The following is a 15,769-nucleotide window of genomic DNA, read 5'->3' on the forward strand; positions in this document are numbered from 1 at the left end:
CTTAGCCCACTTCCTGAGCAATTTTTTTTAAATCATCAATACAGATAACATATTTTCTCATTATTTTTTAGCGCGCTGGCGACTGGCTTCATACAGCACCATGCCAGTGGCGACACTGACATTTAAGCTTTGGATTTGCCCATGTTCATTGCCGGGCATCGGGATATAAACCAACTGGTCGCAGGTATCTGCGGTCAAACGGCGAATACCATCACCTTCTGAGCCCATCACAATCGCCACATCACCTGTCAAATCACAGTCTTGCACGGGCTTTGCCGTGTCATCGAGTGCCGTACCAAACACAAACACCCCTTGTTTTTTGATGTCAGTGAGCGTACGCGCAAGATTAGTGACTTGGATAAAAGGCATTAATTCCACCGCACCGACAGCGACTTTTGCCACGGCTGGGGTGATGCTTGAGCTATGATTTTTGGGAATAATGACGGCTGAGACGCCCATTGCCACAGCGGTACGCAAACACGCGCCAAGGTTGTTCGGGTCGGTGATTTGATCAAGCACCAGTAGTAATAGCGGTTTTCGCTCGGCTTGGTGTTTGTCAACTAAGTATTTGAGATCTGCCTCATCTTGGAGTTCAGCAGGGCGGGCTTGTAATACCACGCCTTGATGCTGCGGACTTTCTGCAAGTTTGGTGAGTTTGTCTTTGGCGCTGATTTGTATCGCAATCCCGTAAGTTTGGGCAAGCTCGGTGATGTTGGCTACCGTGGCATCATCTTGTTTTTTACCGTCTTGAATAAAGAGTATCAACCCATCGATACCGCGGTGTTGCAAGATGGATTGCACGGCATGAATGCCATAAAAGTAACTCGGTTTTGCCATGATTGATGACCCTTTTTTCAATTTTATATTTGCCTTGCCCCTAGCCTTGTATATTATCCGTTAGCCTTCTAGGTGGCAAATGTACTGCACGACTGCTTCATTACGTAGCTCATAACTGCTATGCCCTTCGACCAAGAATGCTTGACCGGCACGGTAATAAGTAAATTCTTCCTCGCCTGCCAGTTTGACTTCACACTCGCCTGCCAAAATTTCGATACGTTCAGATGAGTCGGTTTTAAATTCATAGGCTGGCACATCGGCATCACAAGGCAGCACGATTCCTAGCATTTTTTTGCGTCCATCTTCAAACCAAACGGTCCGACTAAAAGTGCGACCTTCATAGTAAACATTCGCTATTTTTTCTACCGATACATGGTCGAAACGATTAGGTGACGTCATGAGATTCTCCTTAAAATACACAGTCAGTTGACTTGATAACGCTGCCTTGTTATAAAAAATTATAAAGAATTATAAAGATGGGCAAGTCGTTTTGCGGCAACCCGCTTTTTTTAGTCGACAAATGGGTTCTATAATCAAACGCAGTCCGTGACTTGTCGCAATCAGCCAATGGTATTGCCGATAGATTGTTAACGGTTGATAAAAAATTATGTTCCGTTATCCTTATGCAGACGTTGTTTAGACCAATAGGATAGCATCAAATTTAGTCAACTTTTATGACAATCTATTATAACAATCTATGTTTTATCACAATCGATGAAACCGCCCTCAGCTTAACTAGGCGAAGATTGCTAGACACAGATACCCATCAAAGATACCCAGCTGACTGAAAGTTGGATTTTTGCGTTGCTTATTTTGTAATTGTCCCAATTATGCTATTGTTTAGTGTGAAACAGCTAGATGGAATTTTTACTGATTTTTGAAGACTTGTCTAGGATTATTGTGAGCTTTTCATGAGAAGGTTACAATAAAGTTTTTGCAAATTTGACCGCCAATGTGCCACTCTTAACGTCAATGATAGGATTGATATGCTGACACAGTTAACCTTACAAAATTTAGCACTCGTCACCAATGCTGAGATTGAGATGAATGCTGGATTTAACATTATCACTGGCGAGACAGGTGCTGGTAAATCACTATTGCTTGACGCCTTGACCTTGTGCGTGGGTGGTCGTAGTGACGCAGGTTTGATTCGGCATGGACAGACCACGGCAGACGCTTTTGCAGAATTTAATATCGGTCAATTACCTAAAGTCATTGCATGGCTGAGCGAGCAAAATTACCCATTCGAAGACGATACGCTGCTGATTCGCCGGCAACTTGCCAACCAAAACGGTACGCTTCGTAGTAAAGCTTGGCTCAATGGCATGCCCATTAGTATGAATGAGCTTAAAACTTTAGGTGGGTTACTGGTCAATATTCACAGCCAACATGCCCAGCAAAGTTTGCTACGTCCGCAGTTTGTGATGGAATGGCTGGATAGTGCCACGGGCTTAAACAGCCAAGCAAGCGACGTGAAACAGGCTTTTTTGCAGTACGAACGCCTTAAATCACAAGTCGCGCAGCACGCCAAAGACGAGCAATTGCGCCAGCAGCAAATTCAGCTATTGAGCAATCAATTAGCCGATATTGAGCCAATTGCCACTGTCTTATACAGTGAACTTGAAGCTGAATATGATGAATTATCTAACCTTGAAAACCTCATGCAGCAAGCCGCCTTGTCGGTGCAATTACTCGATAATGACAGCGATGAGCCCGATGTGATAGGCTTGCTTAATCGGGCGATTAAACTGTGTGAAGCGCAAACCGAGCTTAGCCAAACCTATGCTGATTGTGTTGAACAGTTGTACTCAGCACATACCCAAATCGCTGAAGTCGCTAGCACCCTGAGCAATTATGCCGAAGGGCAAAGCCTTGACCCCAAGCGGTTAGCACTACTTGATGAGCAGTTATCGACGTTCCACCGACTGGCGCGCAAATATCACACCACCCCTGAAAGCCTTGTTGAAGACAGCCAAGCCTGGCAACAGCAATTAGATGACTTGCAATCGGTGATGTCGCCTGAAGCGATGGCAGAGCAAATTGAAGAAGCTTATCAAGCCTACTTACAAAAAGCCCAAGCGTTGGATGACAGTCGCCAAGCTAATGCCAAGACATTAGCTGAAGCCCTAGTCGCACGGTTAAAAGCATTGGCATTGCCCAATGTGCAAGCAGCATTTGAATTTACCCCACTTGATAAACCGCAAAGTATCGGGTTATCGCAAATAGAACTGCTATTTAGTGCCAATGTCGGTATGCCGATGCAACCGATTCACAAAATCGCCTCAGGCGGTGAATTATCACGGCTAGCCCTTATCATGCAAGTCATTGATGCGCAAGGGGTTTGCCGTAATACGACCACCGATATGGCAACGACCACCCGTCAGTTATTGGTATTTGATGAAGTGGATGTGGGTATCAGTGGTGGCACGGCGCAAGTGGTGGGCGAGTTACTGCGTGAACTGGGTGAAGAACAACAAATCATTGCTATCACTCACCAATCGCAAGTCGCGGCACAAGCCCATCAGCATATTTTGGTGTACAAAACCCAGCAAGAAAAAGCCCAGTCTCACTTAAAAATTCTGTCGGGCGATGAGCAAGTGCAGGAATTAGCGCGCATGTCGGGCGGGGTCAATATCACCGAAGACACGCTCAAACACGCGCGCAGTTTGCTAGCAAGTCGCCGTGTCAGTTAATTTAACATTGCTTGACGCTTTTAATGTTTATCGTTTTTAATGCTTATTGTTTTTAATGTTTGCCGCTTTTAAGTCGCTTTTAATTAGGTATGCCACTGAATGTCAAGAAACCAAAATCTTACCAACCATTTTTTGATAGCCTCGCCCAATATTGACGGCGGGATTTTCTATCAATCTTTGGTCTATATTTGCCGTCAAGACCAACAAGGCGCGTTAGGGCTAGTAATTAACAAACCCATCGAAACCAGCAACGTTGCCAAATTGTTTGAAGAATTAAATATTGATGTGACCATCACCGACTTGCACCGAAAATTACCCTTAGATGGAGGCCCCATGAACCCGGAAGTTGGGTTTGTGCTCCATACGGGACAGCCAGATTGGGTATCTTCGTTTGCCATCACCGAAAACGTCTGTATCACCACTAGCAAGGATATTTTACAAAGTATCGCGGGTGGTCAAGGTGTTGAGCATTTTGAGCTTTGTTTGGGTCATGCCAGCTGGGGAAAAGGGCAGCTAGAAGAAGAAATCAACCAAGGCGATTGGTTTGTTTTGCCGGCATCAATGGGGCTATTGTTTGATATCGACCATCAGACTCGCTGGCAAGTCGCCGCTCAGCAGTTGGGCGTTGATTTTAACAAACTGAGTACGGATATCGGGCATGCTTAACCTGACTATGGCACAAGATACCCATCACACCCACACTATCGAAACGGTGATGGGGCTTGATTTTGGCATCGCAAAAATGGGTATCGCCTTGGGCAATACCTTAACCCAAACCGCAAGCCCGTTGATGCAGTTTAAAATGGATAATGGCAAACCCAATTGGGATGAATTGCTAAAAATTATCGAGTCATGGCAAGTGAGTACCATCATCATCGGTTTGCCGCTGAATATGGATGGTACTGCATCAGAGCTTGGCAATCGTGCCAAAAAATTTGCTCGTAGGCTTAAGCACCAGCTTGAGGAAGCGCATCGACCACGGCCGATTATTTTGGCGGATGAGCGCTTAACTAGCCGTGAAGCCAAAAATTTGGCTTGGGAATATGGGTTAATCAAAAGTGACAAAGAGCCGATTGATAGTATCGCCTCAGCGATTATGCTCGGCAGTTGGCTTAGAAGTGGCGAAGGAGCGCTGTTATCATGACTCAATTAAATGCACCTGCCATGCCAACGACCAAAGGCTTTTCTGCCCCTGTTCTTGGTTTGATTGAGCACGCACAGCGACTCAACAAATGGTCAATTTATCTGGTTTATTTAGCAATTGCGCTATTTTTATTATTTGGTACCCTAAAGAGCTTGTCACAGTTTAAGGACAGTCAAACGATTTATACTTTGTTTCATTGGGTGCCTTACGGACTTGTTGGACTGACCATACCGCTATCCTGCTATGTGGCGTTTATTTTATACCGTTACCGTTTAAGCCAGCCGAGCATGCTTGCGCTGTGTATCGGTATGGGATTTGGCTTGTTTGTTATCAGTAGCTATGTCGCCCTAGCCGCCTGGATTGGGGTGGCGTTTATGTTTAAAGCCAATTTAACCCGTTTTTTTAATTTTATCCAAGAAAGTCGACAAACAGAAACTCAAAAAACAGAGACTCAACATGCCTGATGCCAATTACCAACTCGATACCCAAGGGCTGATTTGTCCAGAGCCGATTATGCTACTGCATAAAACCGTTCGTAAAGCGCAGTCGGGAGAGGTGATTCATGTCATCGCCACTGACCCTGCGACCACGCGCGATATCCCCAATTTTTGTCGTCATCTGGGGCATGAACTTATCGAGCAGCAAGACATCATTAACCCGCAACAACACCAAAACCCTGATCCGTATGCCAATGTGTATCATTACTGGATTAAGAAAAAAGCTGGTTAAAAAAACGCCCCCTTATCCCGAGATTTCAAGTCATTTATGTCCCAAGTCGCCGCGCGCCAACCTCGCCAAGTCAAAGCCTTACACCTTCATGATGAGCCCAGTTATATTCAGCAGTTTCGCCAAGAATTGCTAACCCGAGGACTTGCCACCAATACGCGCAATGCTTATATTCGTGACTTGATGCTGTGCGAAACCACCTGTAGCAAAGCCATCACCCGTTGGGATGCCAGTGACGTGTTGGCTTGCCTAGCAGCGCTCTATAAACAAGGCAAAACAGCACGCAGCCAAGCACGTGCCTTATCATCGCTTAAACAGTTTTTTTTATGGCAAATCAACGCCAATCAGCGTGATGACAACCCGTGTGAGCATATCAAGACCCCAAAACTTGGCCGCGCGCTGCCCAAAGATTTATCCGAAAGTGATGTCGATGCCCTACTCGCTAGCCCAGATACATCGACCCCATTGGGCATGCGTGACCAAGCCATGTTTGAAGTGCTCTATGCCTGCGGGCTACGTGTCTCTGAGCTTATTCATTTATCGCTTAGTGAAGTCAATCTCAATGCAGGCTGGTTACAGGTTACCGGTAAAGGTGATAAGACTCGGCTGGTACCCCTTGGCGAAGTGGCGATTGATGTATTGACTGATTATTTGACCCTGGCGCGACCACAATTATGTATCATGAAAAATGGGCGAGAAAGTCGCTGCCAAGCGGTATTCTTGACCCAACAAGGCGGCTACATGACCCGCCAAAACTTTTGGTATGTCATTAAACGCTACGCCAAGCAAGCCGGCATCGAAAGCGAAATTTCTCCACATACTTTACGTCATGCCTTTGCTACTCATTTGCTCAATCACGGCGCTGACTTGCGCAGTGTACAGATGTTATTGGGTCACAGCGATTTATCAACCACCCAAATCTATACCCATGTGGCTACGGCAAGACTGCAACAGCTACATCAGCATCATCATCCGCGCGCTTAAGGCTGTTTGTTTATAGACAAATTTTTTGAAACCCATAAATCATAAAATCGGTCGTGAAGCCCATTGACCCTGCTTGCTGGCAGCGCTCGATTAATGCTTCACGTCTGGCTGGCTGCGCCCGAAACGCATAGGGCGTCATCGTCAATAAATCTTGTAACTGCATAGCGGTAAGCGAAATGGTGGTTTCCACCCGCGTTTGCTTAACCAACGCAAAATACGGTGCTAATTCATCGATAAATTTGTCTGAGTCGTGCGCCACGATTTGTTCAAATAGCCCATCACGCATCTCAATCAAGTGATTGACGGCAGGCTTGGCAATCACTACAAAACCCTGATCGCTGACTAACCGATGAAATTCATCCACCAAAATCGGGCTAAAAATACTGGTCAATATACTCACCGCATGACTGGCCAATGGTACTTGCGAAGCAGATGCCACTAAGCAATATTTTTGCGTGGTCGTGCTAATTGGTTTAAGTCGTTTGGCGGTGGCGAGTACGGCAGGTTTGCTGATATCAAGCGCAACTAACTTGCTTGGGTTAAGCTGTAAAAATCGCTCAGTGTAATACCCTTCGCCACAGCCAATGTCCAGCCAATTTACCGATGGTTGGGCGGATAATAGCCCTTTGCAAAAGTCATACAGCCCATCTTGCAGCGACTGATAAAACCCCGCTTGCAGAAAACGACGCCGCGCCATAATCGACTCATCACTATCACCGGGGTTTTTGCTATGCTTATTTTGCACCGGCAGTAGATTCACATACCCTTGTTTGGCGACATCAAAGCTATGTTGCCGCTGCTGCGCATTTTCACCGGTGCATTGCCAAACTTTTTCACCCACCTTTAGCGGACTTTGGCAAATCGGGCAGCGAAAATTTGCAGAAAATGTCGAAGGGGATGCCACCATAAAAATATCTCAAAAAAGCTGTTAAAAACCCAATTGATGCAAAGCGCCGTTAGCGAACGTAGCAAAGTTAGCGAAGTTTCAACGTCATCAGCCCTAAAATAACCAAGACAATGGTAATAATCCAAAAACGGGTGACCACTTGGGTTTCTTTCCAGCCGCCTTCTTCAAAATGGTGATGCAGGGGCGCCATGCGAAAGATGCGTTTTTTACGCAGTTTGTAAGAGCCTACTTGTAGCATGACCGATACCGCTTCTGCCACAAATAGACCACCCATGATGAACAGTACAATCTCTTGGCGCGTCATCACAGCAATGGTGCCGAGCATTGCGCCTAACGCTAATGCACCCACATCACCCATAAACACTTGGGCGGGATGCGCGTTAAACCATAAAAACCCAAGCCCTGCGCCAACCATGGCACCACACACGACTGTGACATCGCTATTATAAGCAATATAGGGCACGTGGAGATATTCAGCAAAGCGAAAATCCCCTGACACATAAGCAAACACCCCTAAGCCTGCCGCGACCAACACCACAGGAAAAATGGCGAGACCATCCAAACCATCGGTTAAGTTGACCGCATTTGAGGTGCCGTTAATCACAAAATAAGTAAAGATAATAAACGCCAAACCCAATGGTACAGCGGAGAAAGGAATTGACACGTTTTTAAATAACGGAATCAGTAAATCTTGCATGGCGTGAGCTGTCGCCACATGCGGCTGCTGACTGGCAATCCAGTACAAGGACACACCCACAAATAAAGCACCAACCGACAACCAAAAATATTTTTTGCGTGCAATCAAGCCTTTTGGGTCTTTATATTTGATTTTTAGCCAGTCATCTGCCCAGCCCACCGCACCAAAAATCACCAAGACCACCAGCAAAATCCATACGTAGGGGTTGGTTAGATTCGCCCACAGTAGCGTGGTCACCAAAATACTGCCTAAAATTAAAATCCCGCCCATGGTGGGTGTGCCTGTTTTAGCAAGGTGACTCTGTGGGCCGTCGTTACGAATGGCTTGTCCATATTTGAGCGCCCGCAGCCGTTCGATGACGCGGCCACCAAACACCATACTGATACCCAGCGCAGTCAGCACTGCCAATAAAACACGTAAGGTCAGCGATGACACAGCCGAAAATGGGGAATAAAATTGGCTTAGCCATTCAAATAACCACAATAGCACGAGTGGACTCCTTAGGGGGTTCTGGGTAAAAACAGGGGCTTAAGGTCCCTGTCATTATCATGATAGGATACATGAAAAATCGCTATGAAAACTATCTGTGAAAACCGTCTATAAGAACCGTCTCACGTTGACTCATTAGCAAAAACCCATCATAAAAAGTTGACTATTTTAAGTAAAAATTCACAAAAAATCAGCCAATTTTTATCAAATGGCTGATGAAAGCTCTGTTTTTAGCTAGGATGGCTGACGGGTTAACTCGTCAATTACCTGCTCCATCATCATATAGCGCGAGCCTTTAAACAAGATATGCCAAGCGTCATCACTACTCGTCAGCTTATCTTTGATCGCTGCAAGTAGGGTGGCTTTATCTGGATATGCCTGTGCTTGCATGCCGGATGCCTGCGCTTGCGCGACGGTAACAGGCGTTAACTCCCCCACCGTATACAGCACAGTCACGCCCGAGGCGGCAATAGCCTCACCGAGCTTGCGATGCTCCTCTTGCGCGGCATCACCCAACTCACCAATATCGCCCAATACCAACATGGTGGGCGCACCTTGACTCACCAACACTTGCGTGGCAGCAAGGACGGCACTGGGATTGGCATTATAAGTATCATCAATTAAAGTATGTTTACCAAACTCAATAAAATTGAGCCGACCTTTGGCAGGTTTGGCGGCATCGAGTCCTTTGGCGATATCATCAATCGACAGCCCCAAAGCTTGCGCACAGGCCGCGGCGGCTAAGGCATTGCTGATGTTGTGTTCACCTGCAAAGTTTAAGCTGACGTTTTGACTCTCGATTTCATCAATTTCAAAATTGAAATTTAGGCTAAAGGTGCTGGTATTACCGACTTCCACATCATCAGCAAACACATCGCCCATCAGTAGCACCGTATCTTCATCTGTTAAGCCAATTTCTTTGGCTTGTTGCATATCCACGCCAGCATCCGCCAAGGACACGTCACGCTCGCCAAAGGTCAGAATATTTTGGGTAAATTGTTGGGCATTATTGAGTAGCGTATCAAAATAATCATCACCAAATGGCACAATCGCTGTACCTGTGTCACTTAATCCTTGATAAATCTCAGATTTGGTTTTGGCGATATTATCACGCCCGCCAAATTCCCCCAAATGGGCCGTGCCGATATTGAGCACACAAGCGACATCAGGCTTGACAAGCTGGGTGGTATAAGCAATCTCTCCGACATGATTGGCACCAAGCTCCATGACGGCGTAACGATGCGCATCGGTCAGCTCTAGCAGCATCATCGGCACGCCCAAATCATTGTTGAGATTGCCGCGGGTGATAAGTGTCGGCGCAATACGGTTTAAAATACTGCCAAGCATTTCTTTGGCAGTGGTTTTACCGCTCGAGCCTGTAATCGCGACGACTTTTAGATTGGGATGTTGGTCACGGCGGTAAGCACCTAATTTGCCGAGTGCCAATTTTGTATCAGTCACTACGAGTTGCGGCAAATCACTTTCGACTGCACGACTGACAATCGCTAAGACTGCGCCTTTATCCTTGGCAGTTTTTACATAATCATGCCCGTCAAAGTTGTCACCTTTAATGGCTAAAAAGATATCGCCTTGTTCAATTTTGCGGGTATCGGTGATAATTTTTGTGGATGTCTGGGTAAAATCACTGTGAAAGGTTGGGTTTAGGTCTTTCACAGCTTCGGTTAAGTTGGCAGATTGCCAAATATATGCAGTCATTGTCGTCTCTTTATTCGGGTCTCTTTATTGGGGTCTTGTTATAGTTTATTACTAGCGAATCTCGTCATCTTGCCCATCATTGCGCTTGCGTCTTGCCAACGTCAGTAAGATTAATGGCATGATTGGGGCGCACGGCTTGCCCTGCATTGGACTCGCTTTGGGCATGACGGATTAGGTAGATTTTTTTCATGATGCTAGGCTAAGTTATTTGCCAAATTTGTCAATGGCATTTTTCACCATCACTTTATCATCAAAATCGTGGCGTACCCCTTTGATTTCTTGATAGGTTTCATGCCCTTTGCCTGCAATCACCACGATATCGTTAGGCTTGGCATGCTGCACCGCATATTCAATGGCCTTTTGACGGTCTGGCTCGATAATGGCTTGATAGTGCTGCTGGCAAGTCATGCCCGCTTGCATATCGTTCAAAATCGCGTTAGGGTCTTCACTGCGTGGGTTATCGGCAGTCAAAATCACTTTGTCAGCCAGGCGCAGTCCTGCTTGCGCCATCAGTGGACGTTTACCCTTATCACGGTCGCCACCACAGCCAAATACCGCCCACAGCTCACCTGTACAGTGCGATTTTAAACTGGTCAACACCTGCTCTAGCGCGTCTGGCGTATGCGCATAATCCACGATAAAACAGCTGCTGGTCGATGGCACCCGATCCATACGACCTGTGGCGCCGCGAAGCTTTGGCACTGCCGCTTGGATTTGCGCCACACTCAATCCCATCGCGGCACTTTGTGATAACGCGAAGGCACCTGCGATACTCGCGAGCAAATTGGCCACATTAAATCGCCCTAACAATGGACTGTTCACCGTTAATTCACCTTGTGGCGTGACAGCCTTTGAAAGAGCAATGGTCAAATCACCCCCTTGCAAGCTAGGCAGGATGGTTTTGGCAAAAAAATCGGCTTTGTCATTGGTCAAACTATACGTCCACACGGTTAAATTAGAGGCGTTAGCTGCCTCAATCATCAATTCACTAAATTCATCATCTAAATTAATAATCGCGTGAGTGAGGGTGGGAAAATGCGCTTTATCAAACAGTCGCGCTTTCGCCTGCGCATAATCGTCCATGTCAGTATGATAGTCGAGATGATCACGACTTAAATTGGTAAACATCGCCACATTGACAGGTACGCCTTGCAGCCGCTGCTGGTGCAATCCGTGAGAGCTGGCTTCAATGGCTAAGGCTTGTACGTCTTGCTTGGCAAAATCATCAATCGCATGTTGCAGATTAAAGACTTCTAGGGTGGTGTGGGTACTTGGGGTAAGATTGGGCGCCCCTTTTTCACCAAGCACGCCATTACCTGCCGTGCCCATGACCGCAGTTTTGATGCCCGATTGACTGATGAGTTGGGCGACCAATTGACTTACGGTGGTCTTGCCATTGGTGCCTGTCACCGCGATGACCGCCGGTAACTTGGTGGGATGTTGCTGTTGCAAACTGGTTTGAATCAGAGAACCTAAAAAATCACGAATGGTGGGTAAATAAATAATCGGTAACGTAAACTGCGACTGGATCGCGGATACATCAATTTCTGACAATACAAACGCCGCTTTGTTTGCGACTTGGGCAAGATAACCTGCAACTTTTTCCAAATCTAGGCTATCGGTCGCGTTTTGACTTTTTAGCAATACAAATACATCGCCTTGACCCACTTGACGGCTATTGACCACAAACTGCCCAAATGGTTGATTCATGACAGGGTTTAACAGTTGTCGCACGCTTTCTGGTAGCGATAGCGCAGACATCATCGGTTGCAACGTAATCATAGCTTTTTCCATAGGGTTGTTATAAGTCATTGACACTTTCGATGCTGGCGGCAGTGGTTTCTTTACCCGATAGCGGCTTGTCAAACGGCACATTGTACAAACGCAAGGCTTCTTTCATCACACTGCGGAACACGGGTGCTGCAACCAAACCACCAAATTTGTAAACACGCGGGTCTTCAACCATGATAGCCACCACAAAACGTGGGTTGGAAGCAGGGGCAATACCGACAAACGCGGTGCGGTATTGGTCGTTATAATAACCGCCTTTGGGATTGGTGCGTCTTGCCGTACCGGTTTTACCCGCCACACGATAGCCATCGATAGCCGCTAAGGTTGCCGTACCACCAGGCTCAGTGACTGACGTCATCATATCGACAATGGTAAGGGCATCGCTGGTTTTGATGACTTGCTTGGCGGCAGGTTTGGCAAAAGGAACGGAGACATTATTGGTACTACTGCTATTGAGCGCGTTATCACGGGTACTTTTAAGGAGCGTCAATGGATGCATTACGCCCCCTGCACCTAGCACACTGTAAGCCTGCGCAAGCTGGGCGAGCGTAACTTGTAGACCGTAACCGTACGACACAGTTGCGCGGCGTGCGATTTCATTTTGCTCAGGCGTTGGCACTAGACCTGCAGATTCACCGGGTAATTTTAGGTTGGTTTTTGCGCCAAACCCAAAGGCTTTTTGCGTATCACTCATCGCGGTGGCAGGCAAAGAAAGGGCGATTTTTGCCGAGCCGATATTACTCGATTTTTGCAGTAGGGTACGCAGACTAATGGTGCCTAAATTGCCATGGTCACGAATAGTATGCCCTTGCACCACCATGCTCCCTGGACTGGTATTAACCAGTGAGTTGGCATTGTACTGTCCTGACTTTAAGCCCGTGGCAACGGTGATGGGTTTCATCACCGAACCGGGTTCAAATACATCCATCAAGGCATGGTTACGCTGGTTTTCATTGGATAAGCTATTTAAGTCATTGGCGTTAAACGACGGCCAGTTGGACATCGCCATCACTTCACCTGAGTTGACATCAACAATCATACCCGCTGCCCAGCGCGCCTGCTGCACCCGTCCGACTTTTTCAAGTTCTTGGTACAAGATATATTGTAGCCGTGAATCAACGGTTAATTGTAAATCCTTGCCAGCGACTTCAGGTTTGACTTGTTCGATTTCTTTAATGCTGTTGTTTTTGGCATCACGCATGACCATGACTTCGCCATCTTTGCCCGATAGCATGTCATTAAATACGCGCTCTACCCCAGCTTGCCCTTGGTAATGCGTGCCATCTGTCATGTTGGTACGCGCCATAAAGCCCAATAATTGGGCATTCGGCTGTGGCTGTGGGTAGTAGCGCTGATAAAACGTGTCGGTACTGACCCCAGCAAAATTGGCATCAATGAGCGGCTGTGCTGCTTCAGGTTGCACATTTTTCATCAATGGAAAATAATGCGACCCTGCGCCCGTGGGCAATACAGCTTTTACCGCCTCTTTATCGGCAAGATTGATGTTGTCATTGATACGTACCGCATTTTTAAATTCGCTGACGCTAATGCCTGTCAATGCCGAAAGTTTTGCTAAATCCATGTTCTGCAAGCGTTTTGCAACGCGCTCAAGCTCACGGCTGACCGATTTACTCGGTTTAGACTTTTGCAATTCTTGTTGGCGCGCTTTGAGCTCATAGTATTCCACCGCATAATCATGCGGACTAAAATACGCAGAGGTTAATGGCGCTGAAATCGCAAGCGGCATGTTATTGCGGTCGGTGATCATACCCCGGTAAGACGGCTCTTTTTTGACGGTGGTAATGAGCGAATTACCTTTACCTTGATAGTAGGACTTATTAATGACTTGGATGTATGCCAATCGCCCAAAAATCGCTACAAATACCAGCCCCATCGCTATCCAAATGGACTTAAAGCGAATGGCATCTTCTTCAATGCTGCCTTGGCGTGACGCCCCACTACGACGCTTTGACGCATTTCTTTTAGGGGCAGTGACTTTGAGCACAGGCACTTTGGTGGGTCGCCCTGACATGGTATTGGCAACTTTGGTGGTTATCGATTTTTTATTACGAGTATTCACGCGGTTGCCTCATCAATGCTGCGTTTCTGGATTGATAGCTGGAGTGTTTGACTCGTTGCTGCTGGCGTCACTAGTAAATACCGTGACTTTGTTGTCGTGAATAATCATACGATCGGACAAGTTAGGGTAAAACATATTGAGTTCGGTCACCGCGCGGTTGGTCACTTGCGGGGTAGCACTAAAAGTTTGCTGCTCAATCAGCATACGTTGGTGTTCCATTTGCAGCTGGCGAAATTGTTTTTTGAGTTTTTGCAGCTCGCCATATTGTTGGTGATAAGTTTGGATTTGCTCGACGACGCTCACCCCTGTCCACAAAATCGCAATCACTAATAGCATCATCGCAACCGCATATAGACTAACGCCGCGATACTCAGTATCGAGCATCTCGCTAATACTGGCACCCAAGCCTTCACTGCTTTTTTTCATCGTCGTGTTATTTTTTACCGTTGCGTCGTTATTTTTGGCGGAGAAAAGACGAGTTTTTTTCGGCGAATTTTGGTTATCGCGGCCATTTGACATGGGGTCACTCGTCATGGGAGGCAGGGGCTGAGATTTTGGCATTTTTATATCAAAGAGCTTTTTATATCAAAGAGCAGGGTATCAAGATAAAACAAGTCATTATAACGCAACCCATCTAAGTTTGGTTAATGCAATCGTTTTTTATTGTCTGTTATAAATATCATGTTACAAAAACGGCGATTTTTACAGTCGGGTGGCGGAACGAAGCCAAGCACTTCTAGCGCGCGGGTTGGTTTTTATTTCCGTATCCAACGGGGCGACACGCTCAGGCTTAGACAGGAGTTTGGGGCGTTTGGGTGGCATCGGCAAATTGGCATCTTCAGGATATTGACCTTTACTGTGTTTTTGCAAAAACTGCTTGATGATGCGGTCTTCTAGCGAATGAAAACTAATCACCGCCAAGCGTCCCCCTACCTTAAGCGCCATGAGCGATTGATCCAAAAAGCTATCGATATCACCGAGTTCATTATTGATAAAAATACGCATGGCTTGAAAACTTTGGGTGGCAGGGTGCTTGCCTTTTTGCCAGTTGGGATGCGCCTGTTTGATGGTTTCTGCCAGCGCTAGGGTAGAATCATAGTGCTCCATTTGTTTGATTGCCCTTGCAATACGGCGACTGTGTCGTTCTTCGCCATAGTTATACAGCACATCGGCAAGCACAGTTTCATCGACGCGTTTTAACCATTGGGCGACCGATTCGCCACGGCTGGTATCCATGCGCATATCAACCGCGCCATCGCGCATAAAGCTAAAGCCGCGGCTACCGTCATCAAGCTGCGGTGAGGACACGCCCAAATCTGCCATAATCCCATCGACCTGTTCAATCCCTAATCGCTGCAGATTGTCTTGCAGTTTGGCAAAACTATCATGAATCACTATCACGCGCGCATCACTGGCTGCCAATGCTTGCGCCGTTTGTATGGCTTGGGGGTCTTTATCAAACACGAGCAGACGACTGTCTTTATCCAAATAAGTTAACAGCAATCGGCTGTGCCCACCGCGCCCAAATGTCGCATCGACAAAGGTGCCCGTTTTTTTGATGATTCCTGTTTCTAGCGCCGCTACAGTTACATTGAGCACACTTGCTACCGTTTCCTTTAATAAAACGGTTTCATGGATAAATTCAGGTGCGCTAACAGTCATAACAGGCTCAATGGGACAATAAGAAAAAAGAAATTCGCTAAAC

The 15,769-nt window shown here is 46.7% G+C and carries 16 protein-coding genes; 6 read left to right on the plus strand and 10 right to left on the minus strand.

Features of this window, described 5'->3' with window-relative positions:
• Window positions 1-60: 60 nt before the first annotated feature.
• Together rlmB and ppnP are read right to left on the minus strand one after the other, a co-directional pair.
• A complete protein-coding gene (gene rlmB / locus RTN07_RS04785) occupies window positions 61-837 on the minus strand; it encodes a 23S rRNA (guanosine(2251)-2'-O)-methyltransferase RlmB (RefSeq protein WP_312176231.1) in 777 nt (258 codons plus the stop codon).
• A 60-nt stretch (window positions 838-897) separates the two neighbouring features.
• The gene (gene ppnP, locus RTN07_RS04790; protein WP_007115041.1) at window positions 898-1,236 is read right to left on the minus strand and encodes a pyrimidine/purine nucleoside phosphorylase; all 339 of its coding nucleotides are present in this window, start codon (window positions 1,234-1,236) and stop codon (window positions 898-900) included.
• A 587-nt stretch (window positions 1,237-1,823) separates the two neighbouring features.
• Between ppnP and recN the strand changes: the two genes are divergently transcribed.
• The 6 genes from recN (at window position 1,824) to xerD (ending at window position 6,384) form a co-directional block, all read left to right on the plus strand.
• Window positions 1,824-3,530: a DNA repair protein RecN gene (gene recN, locus RTN07_RS04795; protein WP_312176234.1), complete on the plus strand. Its 1,707-nt coding sequence runs from the start codon at window positions 1,824-1,826 to the stop codon at window positions 3,528-3,530.
• Window positions 3,531-3,629: 99 nt separating this feature from the next.
• On the plus strand, window positions 3,630-4,196 hold the full coding sequence (locus RTN07_RS04800) for a YqgE/AlgH family protein (protein ID WP_312176236.1): 567 nt from the start codon (window positions 3,630-3,632) through the stop codon (window positions 4,194-4,196).
• A complete protein-coding gene (gene ruvX / locus RTN07_RS04805; RefSeq protein ID WP_063619555.1) occupies window positions 4,189-4,674 on the plus strand; it encodes a Holliday junction resolvase RuvX in 486 nt (161 codons plus the stop codon). Before RTN07_RS04800 ends, ruvX begins: the two co-directional genes overlap by 8 nt.
• Window positions 4,671-5,138 carry a hypothetical protein gene (locus RTN07_RS04810; protein ID WP_312176237.1) on the plus strand — a complete coding sequence of 156 codons (468 nt, stop codon included), beginning with the start codon at window positions 4,671-4,673 and terminating at the stop codon, window positions 5,136-5,138. The genes ruvX and RTN07_RS04810 overlap by 4 nt, the downstream gene beginning before the upstream one ends.
• The gene (gene tusA, locus RTN07_RS04815) at window positions 5,131-5,403 is read left to right on the plus strand and encodes a sulfurtransferase TusA (protein WP_050324895.1); all 273 of its coding nucleotides are present in this window, start codon (window positions 5,131-5,133) and stop codon (window positions 5,401-5,403) included. Before RTN07_RS04810 ends, tusA begins: the two co-directional genes overlap by 8 nt.
• A 36-nt stretch (window positions 5,404-5,439) precedes the next feature.
• Complete coding sequence (gene xerD, locus RTN07_RS04820; RefSeq protein ID WP_312176239.1) at window positions 5,440-6,384, plus strand: site-specific tyrosine recombinase XerD; 945 nt, start codon at window positions 5,440-5,442, stop codon at window positions 6,382-6,384.
• Between the two features lie 10 nt (window positions 6,385-6,394).
• Here the strand turns inward: xerD and RTN07_RS04825 are convergent, their stop codons facing one another.
• From RTN07_RS04825 to rsmH, 8 genes are all read right to left on the minus strand, one after another.
• Window positions 6,395-7,291: a putative RNA methyltransferase gene (locus RTN07_RS04825; RefSeq protein ID WP_312176241.1), complete on the minus strand. Its 897-nt coding sequence runs from the start codon at window positions 7,289-7,291 to the stop codon at window positions 6,395-6,397.
• Between the two features lie 67 nt (window positions 7,292-7,358).
• Window positions 7,359-8,477 (minus strand): phospho-N-acetylmuramoyl-pentapeptide-transferase, encoded by a 1,119-nt coding sequence (mraY, locus tag RTN07_RS04830; protein WP_007115049.1) that lies wholly within the window; start codon window positions 8,475-8,477, stop codon window positions 7,359-7,361.
• A 234-nt stretch (window positions 8,478-8,711) separates the two neighbouring features.
• A complete protein-coding gene (locus RTN07_RS04835) occupies window positions 8,712-10,193 on the minus strand; it encodes a UDP-N-acetylmuramoyl-tripeptide--D-alanyl-D-alanine ligase (protein ID WP_312176243.1) in 1,482 nt (493 codons plus the stop codon).
• A 76-nt stretch (window positions 10,194-10,269) separates the two neighbouring features.
• Window positions 10,270-10,383, minus strand: a complete 114-nt coding sequence (locus tag RTN07_RS04840) for a histidine phosphatase family protein (protein WP_138018422.1) — start codon at window positions 10,381-10,383, stop codon at window positions 10,270-10,272.
• A 14-nt stretch (window positions 10,384-10,397) separates the two neighbouring features.
• Window positions 10,398-11,975, minus strand: coding sequence for a UDP-N-acetylmuramoyl-L-alanyl-D-glutamate--2,6-diaminopimelate ligase (locus RTN07_RS04845; RefSeq protein ID WP_312176248.1), 1,578 nt, complete (start codon window positions 11,973-11,975; stop codon window positions 10,398-10,400).
• A gap of 19 nt (window positions 11,976-11,994) precedes the next feature.
• Window positions 11,995-14,064 (minus strand): peptidoglycan D,D-transpeptidase FtsI family protein, encoded by a 2,070-nt coding sequence (locus RTN07_RS04850; RefSeq protein ID WP_312176251.1) that lies wholly within the window; start codon window positions 14,062-14,064, stop codon window positions 11,995-11,997.
• Window positions 14,065-14,076: 12 nt separating this feature from the next.
• Window positions 14,077-14,625, minus strand: coding sequence for a cell division protein FtsL (gene ftsL / locus RTN07_RS04855; RefSeq protein WP_312176254.1), 549 nt, complete (start codon window positions 14,623-14,625; stop codon window positions 14,077-14,079).
• Window positions 14,626-14,766: 141 nt separating this feature from the next.
• Entirely contained in the window at window positions 14,767-15,726 is a 960-nt protein-coding gene (gene rsmH, locus RTN07_RS04860; RefSeq protein ID WP_312176257.1) for a 16S rRNA (cytosine(1402)-N(4))-methyltransferase RsmH, read from the minus strand.
• Between the last annotated feature and the right edge of the window lie 43 nt (window positions 15,727-15,769).

The organism is Moraxella sp. CTOTU46934, from assembly GCF_031979465.1.
Classification (GTDB): domain Bacteria; phylum Pseudomonadota; class Gammaproteobacteria; order Pseudomonadales; family Moraxellaceae; genus Faucicola; species Faucicola tetraodonis.